This window comes from Actinospica durhamensis (assembly GCF_018139695.1).
In the GTDB taxonomy this organism is placed as follows: domain Bacteria; phylum Actinomycetota; class Actinomycetes; order Streptomycetales; family Catenulisporaceae; genus Actinospica; species Actinospica durhamensis.
In genome coordinates, this window is the sequence record NZ_JAGSOG010000304.1 from 1 (window position 1) to 9,668 (window position 9,668).

8 protein-coding genes and 1 pseudogene are annotated in these 9,668 nt (G+C 71.8%); 2 read left to right on the forward strand and 7 right to left on the reverse strand.

Features of this window, described 5'->3' with window-relative positions:
* The 4 genes and pseudogenes from KDL01_RS35195 to KDL01_RS35210 form a co-directional block, all read right to left on the reverse strand.
* Nucleotides 1-291: pseudogene (locus tag KDL01_RS35195) on the reverse strand (AraC family transcriptional regulator); the annotation flags it as partial.
* A gap of 203 nt (nucleotides 292-494) precedes the next feature.
* Complete coding sequence (locus tag KDL01_RS35200) at nucleotides 495-1,214, reverse strand: hypothetical protein (protein ID WP_212533027.1); 720 nt, start codon at nucleotides 1,212-1,214, stop codon at nucleotides 495-497.
* 128 nt (nucleotides 1,215-1,342) lie between these two features.
* Nucleotides 1,343-2,494: a phosphotransferase family protein gene (locus tag KDL01_RS35205; RefSeq protein WP_212533028.1), complete on the reverse strand. Its 1,152-nt coding sequence runs from the start codon at nucleotides 2,492-2,494 to the stop codon at nucleotides 1,343-1,345.
* 290 nt (nucleotides 2,495-2,784) lie between these two features.
* Nucleotides 2,785-3,288: a hypothetical protein gene (locus KDL01_RS35210; protein WP_212533029.1), complete on the reverse strand. Its 504-nt coding sequence runs from the start codon at nucleotides 3,286-3,288 to the stop codon at nucleotides 2,785-2,787.
* Here KDL01_RS35210 and KDL01_RS35215 point away from each other — a divergent pair.
* Both KDL01_RS35215 and KDL01_RS35220 read left to right on the forward strand, forming a co-directional pair.
* Entirely contained in the window at nucleotides 3,281-4,099 is an 819-nt protein-coding gene (locus tag KDL01_RS35215; protein WP_212533030.1) for a hypothetical protein, read from the forward strand. The two genes, KDL01_RS35210 and KDL01_RS35215, sit on opposite strands and share 8 nt — an antisense overlap.
* 144 nt (nucleotides 4,100-4,243) lie before the next feature.
* Entirely contained in the window at nucleotides 4,244-5,527 is a 1,284-nt protein-coding gene (locus tag KDL01_RS35220; protein WP_212533031.1) for a glycoside hydrolase family 18 protein, read from the forward strand.
* 127 nt (nucleotides 5,528-5,654) lie between these two features.
* Here the strand turns inward: KDL01_RS35220 and KDL01_RS35225 are convergent, their stop codons facing one another.
* From KDL01_RS35225 to KDL01_RS35235, 3 genes are all read right to left on the reverse strand, one after another.
* Nucleotides 5,655-6,839, reverse strand: coding sequence for a L,D-transpeptidase (locus KDL01_RS35225; protein ID WP_212533032.1), 1,185 nt, complete (start codon nucleotides 6,837-6,839; stop codon nucleotides 5,655-5,657).
* A gap of 210 nt (nucleotides 6,840-7,049) precedes the next feature.
* Nucleotides 7,050-8,804 (reverse strand): copper resistance CopC/CopD family protein, encoded by a 1,755-nt coding sequence (locus KDL01_RS35230; protein WP_212533033.1) that lies wholly within the window; start codon nucleotides 8,802-8,804, stop codon nucleotides 7,050-7,052.
* Nucleotides 8,801-9,568 (reverse strand): YcnI family copper-binding membrane protein, encoded by a 768-nt coding sequence (locus KDL01_RS35235; RefSeq protein ID WP_212533034.1) that lies wholly within the window; start codon nucleotides 9,566-9,568, stop codon nucleotides 8,801-8,803. The genes KDL01_RS35230 and KDL01_RS35235 overlap by 4 nt, the downstream gene beginning before the upstream one ends.
* Nucleotides 9,569-9,668: the final 100 nt, after the last annotated feature.

A 9,668-nucleotide genomic window follows, 5' to 3' on the forward strand; every position in this document is an offset into this window, starting at 1 on the left:
GTCGGTGGGTGAGCGCCAGGCGGGCACGATCACGGTGCCTGCGGCTTCGGCGGCGGCCAGGCCGTAGGGGGTGGCCAGCAGGATGCCGCCGGTGGTGGGCAGCGGGCCGGCCTCGCTCATGCAGGCGAGCAGCCGGTAGTAGGGCAGTCCGTGGCCGCGGCGGTCCACGCCGAAGACGGTCAGCGGGATCGAGTTCTCGAACAGCGGCCCGTGCTGGAACAGGATCACCGCCACCGTGCCCCGGTCACGGTGCGGCGCGAGCTGCGGTGCCGGCGTGGCCGCGGCCGGCACGGCGCCGCTGCCCGTGCGGGGTCTCGGTATGGCGCGCTCTGGCGTCACTGCGGTTCCGGCTCCGATCCTTGATAGCCCCAAGGCCGGCCGGGCACCGCCCACCCGACCTTACGATCAGTATTCGTATATATTCCAAGATCGGCCCCCTTGTCGACTCCGGCAAGGGACGATACGCGCTGAAACACCGTCAGGTGTGACAGGCATCACAGTATCGGATGCCGTCTCCGGTTACGTACCGCGATCGGAACCCGGTCCCCGAGCAGATACGCGACGGCGCCGAGGCCGAGTGCGACGAGGTGTTCGCGGCCGGCCAGATTCGGCGCGAGCAGCGTCTCGAGCACCATCGCCAGCGTGATCAGCGCCAGCAGTCGCCAGGCGCGCGCCCTGAGCAGCACGTACACGGACAGTGCGACCACGACGGTGGACGGGCCGGTGTCCAACTCGTACGCGTCGATCTGCGGAGTGCCCACGCCGAGTGTCTGGCCGATCACCCACATCAGGCGCGCGGAGAGCGTGGTGAGCGCATTGGCGCACACGGCCACCAGTGAAGTGCGCCAACGCCCCAACTGGATTTCGGCGACGGCGAACACGACCAGAACCTGGGCCACCGCGCCCCACGCGGGCAGGTCGGGGGCCGGGGCGAACATCGACAGCGGCAGCCGCAGCACGATCAGCCAGATCGGCAGGGCCTGGTAGACCGCGGCCGCGTGCTCCACCAGCCGCCAGCCTGGACCGGTGTGCTGGAGCAGGCCGAACAGCGCGACCAGGCCGGCGCACACCAGGGCCAGCGAGACCGAGCGCGGACCGCGGGCACGCACCGCCCGCGCCGGCGGGCCGAAGACGCGCGCGCACTCCTCGGCCAAGCCGTGCCAGGCCGTCGCCGTCCGCGCTGACCAGGTCGCCCACGCAGCCTGCGCCGACATGGCAGCCACCCTAGCCGCGGGCCTGGGCGAGGACCGGGACCCGCGCGGGCCTGGCGTGTCAGGGCCGAGAGTGCGGGAACCGGGTGTCCCGGGGTTGAAAGTCCCACGGCCGCGGTGTAAGGCAGGGCTCAGAGGTTCTCGCGCAGGGCGGTGAGTCCGGCCTCGATGAGCGGGCCGACCCAGCTGCCGGCGCGCTCGAGGCCGGGCGGGACGGGCAGGCCGTGCTTGACCCGGTAGTGCAGCACCTCGAGCAGGCCGGCCACCCGGTAGTGGTTGAGCGCGATGTACCAGCCGATACGGCTGAGGTCGTAGCCGGTGCGGGTGGCGTAGCGGTCGGCCAGCTGACGGCGGGTGGGAAACCCGCGGGTGCGGGTGTGCGCCGAGGAGATGGGGTTGAGCGGCTGGTCCGGGCCCTCCCAGAAGGTCAGCAGCAGGCCGAGGTCCACCAGCGGGTCGCCGAGGGTGGCCGCCTCCCAGTCCAGCACGGCGTTGACCCGGCCGACCGAGGCGAGGTCGAAGACCACGTTCTCCAGCCGGTAGTCGCCGTGCAGCACGGCGACCCGGCTGCCGGCCGGCACGCCCGCGCGCAACGCGGCGGCCAGCCGGGCCAGCCGCGGCACCTCCCGGCTGGCGCTGGCGGCGTGCAGCCGGTCCCAGCGGTCGACCTGGCGGATGAGGAACTGGTCGGTGCGGGCGAAGTCGGCCAGGCCCACCGCGCGCACGTCCACCAGGTGCAGTGCCACGAGCACGTCGAGCAGGCCGTGCGAGACGGCGCGGGCCTGGCCGGGGCTGAGCGCGGCGCACTGTTTCTCCGAGCGGTAGACGGTGCCGGCCGCCTTGGCCGTGACGAAGAAGGGCGCGCCGATGACCGAGGCGTCCTGGCACAGCAGGTAGGGCTCGGCCACCGGCACCCGCCCGGCCCGGCCCTGCGCCTGGTGCAGGGCCCTGATGACCTGGTACTCGCGCCGGATGTCGGAGCGGCTGGTCTCCGGGGCCGGGGTGGCCAGCGCGGCCGGGACCGGGACCGGGCCGCCGGGGCCGAGCGGCAGCGGCGGGCGCCGCAGGACCAGCACCCGGCCGTCGCCGTCGCAGAGTTCGTAGCTGAGATTGGACCGGCCGCCGGGCAGCGGCATCGCCCGCAGCGGGGGCCGGATGGAGCCGGGCAGACGGACCGTGAGGTATCTGGTCAGCCTGGGCAGGTCCACGCCCATCACCGCGTCCGACCAGGTCTCCACCGGACGTGCTGCGACCGTCGACCGGTCCGGCGACGCTCCGTCCATGGCGCCGATGCTCACCCGGCTGCTCCCGCCTCTATGGAGGAATCCGCGTCCGGTCGCGGCCCTGCCCGTGCTCGCGCACCGCTCCGAGACGGGGGCGCGCTCACAGCGCGCGCCCCGATCGGAACGTAGTGCGACGCGCGCCGGTTGGCTAGAGGCGCATCTTCGGATGGTATTTCCCGAGTGTTACGGATCTCCCGGTCCCCAATCACCGCCTTGGTTGCTAGGTTGGTCGTCGGCAAGATCTGTTCGCCCGCAACGCTTTCAGGAGGGGCCGTGGCCGAAGCGTCGAATCAGGGCTCATCGAACCGGATATCAGGCCGCGGCCGGCGGGCCGCGGCCGCGGTGGCCGTCTCGGTGGGCGTGACCTCGCTGGTGTACGGCACCTCGCTGGTCCTTCCGGCCGACGCGCTGGCCGACGCGGCCGCGCCGACCTGCTCCCCCGCCGCGTCGAGCCCCGCGGCCACGGACCCGACGGCCTCCGCGTCGGACTCGGCCGCGGCCGAGTCCGCGACCCCGGCGGACACGGACCCTGCGACGGACTCGGCCACCGACGGGTCGGGCGGCGCGACGCCGGCCGAGACCCCCACGGACTCCGCCACGGCGACGGCGACGGCCGCCGCGAGTTCGAGCCCGTGCTCGGTCTCGGTGTCGGCCGTACTGCCCTCCTCGGGGCGGATCTCGCCCTCCAGGTCGGCCGTCGCGGCTCCCACGCACTCGGCCACCCCGACGATGACCGGCAAGGGCGCCGCGCCCAGCAAGGCGCCCTCCACGCAGCCGTCCATACCGGTGTACACGGACTCCCCGACCGGCTCGAGCTACTACTACACCGCGGTGCCGCCGGGCAACGCCGGCTACCAGCTGCCGACCGGCACGCTCACCCGGGCGCAGATCATCGCGCGGGCCGAACTGTGGGTGGCGCAGCAGGTGCCCTACAGCCAGACGGCCTGGTGGACGAACGTGAACGGCACCTACCGGCAGGACTGCTCCGGCTACGTCTCGATGGCCTGGGACCTGGACCAGTACACGGACTTCTGGACCGGGAACCTGAACCTGGTCTCGCGCACGATCCCTGCCGCCACGCTGCTGCCGGGCGACATCCTGCTGTCCGCCAAGCACACGATCCTGTTCGCCGGGTGGGCCGACACCGCGCACACGGAGTTCGACTACTTCGAGGAAGCGCATCAGGGCACGAACGCGCGCTACGTGGTGGACGCGCCGCTCTCGGCCTTCCTGGACAACGGGTTCGCGCCGTTCCGCTACGACGGCATCGTCGGCTCGAGCACGCTCTCGGCCCTGTCGGTGAACGGGCAGAACTACAACGCGCTGGCCAGCCAGGGCTCCGAGGTGGACCCGCCCGGGGTCTCCACGCTGCAGCCGGCCGGGCTGTCCTCCTCCTCGGCGGCGGCCGCGGCCTCGAGCGTGTCGGCGGCGGCGAGCTCGGTGCGTCGTCCCGCGCTGCAGCTGGAGGCGGCGGACGTGGCCGACCCGCTCAGCCGCCGGGACGAGGGCATGGCGCTGGGCGTGGGCGGGGCCTTCCTGCTCATGGCGGGACTGGTGATGCGCCGTCCGATCCGGGCGCTGCCGCGCCGGCGCGGGCGGCACTGAGGGCGCGAGCCGCCGGAAGTGGACGGCTCTTGTCCTGGACGCGGAATTGGACTATACCTTTCGGCTACAGACGCATGGTCTAGTCCACTGTGGCCGCTCTCGGCCCGGCTCCCTCCGAACAGGAGAGCAATGCGCACCCTGAGAATGAGAACTCTGCTTGTCGCCGCGGCCACGGTGGCCGCGGCCGCGCTACCGAGTGCCGCCCAGGCCTCGTCGGCTCCCGCCGCGACCGCGCACGCCCTCGCGGCCAACGGCAAGGTGGCCATCGGCTACTTCACCCAGTGGAGCATCTACAGCGGCTTCATGGAGAAGAACCTGGTCTCGGACGGGGCCGCGAGCCGGCTGACCGAGATCAACTACGCGTTCTCCTCGGTCTCCGCCGCCGGCCTGTGCACCTCGGGCGACTCCTGGGCCGACTACCAGCGGCCGTTCTCCGCCAGCGAGGCGGTCAACGGGGTGGCCGACACCTCGACCCAGGCGCTGGCGGGCAACTTCAACCAGCTCAAGGAACTCAAGGCCGAGTACCCGAACCTCAAGATCGTGATGTCGATCGGCGGCTGGTCCTGGTCGAACCAGTTCTCCGCGCTGGCCTCGACCGCGGCCGGGCGGCAGGCGTTCGTGAATTCCTGCGTGGACCAGTACCTCAACGGCAACATCCCGGGCCTGGCGCCGGGTGCGGCCAAGGGCATCTTCGACGGCCTGGACATCGACTGGGAGTACCCGAACGAGCCGGGCAACGGCAACCCGTACGGCCCGCAGGACACCGCGGACTTCACGGCCCTGATGCAGACCTTCCGGACCGCGGAGGACCAGGCCGGCCAGGCCAACGGCGAGCACTACGTGCTGACCGCCGACGTCTCGCCGAACCAGTACACCACGGCCCAGCAGCTGCAGCTGCCGCAGCTGGCGAAGACCACCGACTGGCTCAACGTGATGACGGTGGACTTCCACGGCGGCTGGGAGGACCAGACCGACTTCTCCTCGAACCTGCTGCCCGACCCGAAGGACCCGCAGGCCTCGAACGACAAGTTCTCCATCGTGCAGACGGTGGCGTACTACGAGAGCCACGGCGTGCCGGCGAACAAGATCGCGCTGGAGATCCCGTACTACGCCCACGCGTGGGCCGGAGTGGGATCGACGGACAACGGCCTCTACCAGCCGGCCACCGGCGCCGCCTCGTCCGACTCCGAGTCCTACAGCCTCGCCGCCGCGGCGCCCGGCACGGTGCACTACGACCCGGTGACGGCCTCGGTCTGGAAGTACGACGCGGCCTCGCAGACCTTCTACACCTATGACGACCCGCAGACGGTCGCCGAGAAGGGCCTGTACATCGACCTGGCCGGCCTGCGCGGTGCCTCGGTCTGGTCGCTCGACGGCGACACCAGCACCGGCGCGCTCACCCAGGCGCTGGCCGCCTCGCTGCTGTGAATCCCGCTGCTGTGATCTTCCCGCGCTGACCCCGTGCGCCGCGGCGCACGGGACACAGCAGGCGGCGCCCCGGACCACTCGGTCCGGGGCGCCGCTGTTTCCACGGGAGTTCGGAGGGCTGGGAGACTCACAGGGCGGATTTGCCCTGCCAGTCGGTCCAGGACAGCTGCCAGTCGTTGAACCCGTTGCCCAGGGCGGCGGTGCGCGGCGAGCCGACCACCTTGATGACGTCGCCGGGCAGGGTGTTCTCGTAGAACCACTGGGCGTCAGCGGGGTTGGTGCCGACGCAGCCGTGCGAGACGTTCTCGTGGCCCTGCGCGCCGACCGACCAGGGTGCCGAGTGCACGTACGAGCCCGAATAGGTGAAGTGCACGTCCCACTTCACGTCGGGGTCGTAGTACTCGTCGCCGAGGCCCGCGGTGCGCGAGTCCATCGTGACGTCCGCGGCCTTGTCGATCACGGCGTAGGTGCCGTCCCAGGTGTCAAGGCCCGGCATGCCGCCGCTGACGGCGAAGCTGTGCACCTGCTGGCCGTCCCGCTCCACCACGGCCTGGTCGGTGGAGACGTTGACCAGCGTCTCCTGGTCCCGGCCTATGGTGAACGCGACCGTGTGGTCCTTCGCGCCGAACTTCCCGCCACCGAGGTTCACGCCGTCGAAGGCCATGGTCACGTTGACCTTGGTGCCCGGCTTCCAGTAGCCGGCCGGGCGGTAGTCCACCCGCTCGTCGGACAGCCAGCCCCAGGAGCCCTGCTGCGCGGGATCAGAGGAGACGGTCATGGCCCGTTCGATCGCGGCCTTGTCGTGGATCGGTTGGCTGAACGAGAGCACCACCGGCTGGCCCACGCCGACCGTCGAGCCGTCGGCCGGGAAGAGGGACTCGAATTTGATCGAGTCGGGCTCCGCGGTCGTCTGGAAGCTCGAGTGCTGTACGCCCACGCCGTTATCGGACGCGTTCGTGGTCACGGCCGTGACCTGGTAGGCGTCCGATACGCGCAGTCCGCTCTGGGCCGTCCAGGTTTTGCGGTCGGCGCTGTAGGTCCCTGAGACCGCGTGCGCCGTGGCGTCGGCGACGGTCACAGAGCCGATCGTCTCGCCCGGCGGAGCGGTCAACACCAGTGGGGTATCCGGGGTGATTCCGGCGGCGCCGTTGGCGATGGAGAGCTTCGCCGGTGCCGCGTTCGCCACCGCTTTCGGTGTGTAGTCGTCGCCGGCGCCGTTGCTGAACACCCCGGCTTTCACCAGGCCGATACCTCCGGCCGCGATCACTGCGGCCCCGGCGACGCCGAGCGCCACGGGGGCCTTCCACCTCATCGTCGCTTTCACGGTGGTAGTTCTGACCCATTTGCGAGGAATTATTCGCATAAGTCAGGCAAATGGAGTACGTCTGAGTTCCGACACGCGGATACCGATGCTTAATCGCGCATCCAGGTGAATCGCACCCCGACGACGTCCCGGCGAACTACGCCGGCCCCGCGATCGGGATCCGATCACGGGGCCGCCCAGGGGGTGGCGAGGGGCCGGTCAGGGGGTGATTTTGATCGGAAGGTTCACCGTCGTCTCGTCGAAGTCGTCGCTGCGGATCGTCACCGACATGGTCCATTCGCCAGCGAACGTCAGGTCGATCGGGGTGTCGATGTAGTGGCCGGGGCCGTCGTGCACGACGGTGGCGTTCTCCGGGCCGAGCTTGGCCGAGGTCAGCGAGAACTGGATGGTGAGCTGCGCCGCGTCGTACGGCAGGCCCTTGCTGTTGTCGAGGTAGAGGTGAGCCTGGTTCAGGCCCACCTTGCCCGGGCCGAGGTAGTAGCTGAGGGTGCCGCTGACGGTGCCGGTGTCGAAGGCCACACTGCTCGAGGTGGGGCCGGCGGCCGCGGCCTCGGCGGTGCGGCCGGGCTCGGACTCGACCAGGATCGAGCTGAACACGAGCACGATCAGGGCCACCCCCGCCTCCAGCACCACCGAACGGCGCAGCCGGCGCAGCAGGCCGTCCGCGTCGATGCGCTGGGCCTCGGGGACGGCGGCGCTGCCGGTGTGCTCGACCGCGCGGCGGATCCAGTCGCGAGCCATCCAGCCGAGCCCGATCAGGATGCAGATGCCGCCGATCTTGAGCACGACCAGGCGGCCGTACGCGGTGCCGCTCAGCGCCGCCCAGGAGCCGACGCCGCGCCAGGCCTGGTAGACGCCGCTGGCCACCAGCGCGCCGACGCAGCACAGGGCGAGGCGGGAGAAGGCGCGCACGGCGGGCACGGCGCCCTCGGCCCCCGCCTCGTCCTTCGGGCGGCAGGCGACCAGGGCCAACATGACCAGGCCGCCGAGCCACAGGCCCATCGCGCTGATGTGCACCAGGTCGGAGAAGACCGCGAGCGGCACCTGGATGCCGGTGGACGCGTGGTCCGCCGCGGCCCAGGTTCCGGCTCCGGCCACGCCGAGGGTCGCGGCGGCGCCGAGGAACAGCGCGCGGCCGCGGCCGGTGGCGGCGGGCAGGCGGCCGAGCGTGGCCGCGAGCAGGGGCGCGGTGACCGCGAGCAGGATCAGCCGGGCGAGCACGGCCTGGCCGAACCGGGTGTCGAGGGTGCCGCGCAGCACGCTCGCGTCGAGGGCGTCGCCGAGCGGGAGCTCCCCGGCGTAGGCGCCCTGCACGATCAGCACGCCCAGCGCCGCCGCGAGCGAGGCGGTCCAGCCGATCGCGAGCAGCCGGAAGGCCCGCGGGTCGGCCGCGTCGGCGGGACGGCACAGCGCCAGGAAGACGAAGCCGCCGAACAGCAGCGCGTAGCCCAGGTAGCCGAGCCAGCGCAGCGCGCCGTAGAAGACGCCGACGGCGCGGCTGGAGGAGACGTTGATCGTGGCCTGATCGACCTTGGTGGAGCCGGCCGCGCCGACGGAGAACACGTAGGCGCCCTCGACCGGGTGCGAGTCGGCCGAGATGACGTGCCAGGCGACGGTGTAGGTGCCGTCGGCCAGGCCCGAGCGCAGGCTGATCGCGATCGTGTCGGGGTTGGAGGTGGCGACGGTCTGGCCGTCGTCGACCCGCTTGCCGTTCGGGTCGAACACCCGGATGCTGTCCGCGCTGATACCGACCGACTCGTCGAAGGTCAGGCTGACCTGCGCGGGTGCGGTGGAGGCCACGGCGCCCTGGGCCGGGTTCGTGTTCTCCAGGGTGGCGTGCGCGGAGGCCGGCCCGGCGGCGAGGAGGACCACCACGGCCGCGCCGACCGCCGCCAGCAGGGCCCGAAGACCCCGGCGGCGGCCGACGCGTCGCGCGAGCGAGGGCTTGCTCACCGAGCACTGCCCCCGTCGCCCGCGCCGCCCGAGGCGGACGAACGGTTCTTACGGACCGTCAGCAGCGCGCCGACGCCCGCGACGGCGCCGATCGCGCCGAGCACCAGCCCGGCCACGCCGAGCGCGTCACCCGAGGAGGACGAGCCGGACGAGGCCGTCGTCGCGGTCGCGGTCGTCGTGGGCGTCGTGGCGGGGGCGGCGGCCGTGGAGGTGGCGGCCGAGGCGGGCGTGAGGGTGAGCACGGGCGCGGGGTGGTCCGGGTCCGGGTCCCCGGTCGTGCTCAGGTCGATCCAGCGCACGACGTCGCCGTTCGAGTAGATCTGCACGGCCTTGAACACCAGTTGGGTGGTGTCCTCGGGCAGCGGGTCGACCGAGATCTGGAAGTCCTGGTACTGGCCGGGCTGGATGCTCCCGCCGGTCCAGTCGATCTCGTCGACGGCGGTGGTGAAGGTGCCGTCGTCGGTGGTCAGCGGCTTGGCCAGCTTGACCGTGTGCACGGCGATGGTCCAGCCGGGCACGGGCTTGGCGAGCACCTGGGCGATCGGGTGGTCGGTGGGGATCTGCAGCTGCAGCTCGACCGTGTTCGCGTTCGACTCCTCGTTGGGCACCTTGAAACTGAGCTCCGCGGTCGAGCCCTGCGGCAGCGAGTCGGGGCTGACGGTGACGTGTGCGGAGGCGGTGGAGGCGAGCGCGAGGCCGGTGAGGGTGAGCGCAGCCACGGCGGCGGCGCGGCGGCGTGCGGGCACGCCGAAGGAAGACAGCATGAGCGTACGTGTCCTTATCCAGGGTGTCGGGTGGGCTGCTTCTCAGTGCGACACGACGGACAGGGGTGGGCCGCGCAGAACCCGGGGGCTGGGCGCGGGC

What these genes read in the sequence shown, in the direction of transcription:
- KDL01_RS35200 (WP_212533027.1), bottom strand. Translation starts at nt 1,214, where the DNA reads ATGTCGGCGCAGGCTGCGTGGGCGACCTGGTCAGCGCGGACGGCGACG.
- KDL01_RS35205 (WP_212533028.1), bottom strand. Translation starts at nt 2,494, where the DNA reads ATGGACGGAGCGTCGCCGGACCGGTCGACGGTCGCAGCACGTCCGGTG.
- KDL01_RS35220 (WP_212533031.1), top strand. Translation starts at nt 4,244, where the DNA reads ATGAGAACTCTGCTTGTCGCCGCGGCCACGGTGGCCGCGGCCGCGCTA.
- KDL01_RS35225 (WP_212533032.1), bottom strand. Translation starts at nt 6,839, where the DNA reads ATGAGGTGGAAGGCCCCCGTGGCGCTCGGCGTCGCCGGGGCCGCAGTG.
- KDL01_RS35235 (WP_212533034.1), bottom strand. Translation starts at nt 9,568, where the DNA reads ATGCTGTCTTCCTTCGGCGTGCCCGCACGCCGCCGCGCCGCCGCCGTG.